At 31.9% G+C, this 248-nt stretch carries 1 protein-coding gene; it reads left to right on the top strand.

What is annotated here, in order from left to right:
• Positions 1-248 (top strand): hypothetical protein (locus NCR40_RS31235; protein WP_250511824.1); only part of this gene is annotated, 248 nt, incomplete at both ends.

Genomic DNA, 248 nt, shown 5'->3' with positions numbered 1-248 from the left:
AGCAAAGACTGCTTTCAATAATCGGCCCAGTTTCATATCAACTGAATATTCACACATTTCATTCATTTTGTAATGAAATTATTTCTCTTTTCCCTGAAAAATTTTTAACTGCAAAAAAAATTAATCAGATTTCAGATCTGGATCAGATTTTAATCATTCAAAGAATTTTAAGGAGTGGTACTTATTCTCAACTCAAACCATTCAAGGCACCTTTTCATTACCAAAGCGCAATCATCTCTGCTATTGGC

It is taken from the genome of Caballeronia sp. GACF4 (genome assembly GCF_023631025.1).
Classification (GTDB): domain Bacteria; phylum Pseudomonadota; class Gammaproteobacteria; order Burkholderiales; family Burkholderiaceae; genus Caballeronia.
This window is presented reverse-complemented; position numbering and strand designations above follow the sequence as displayed.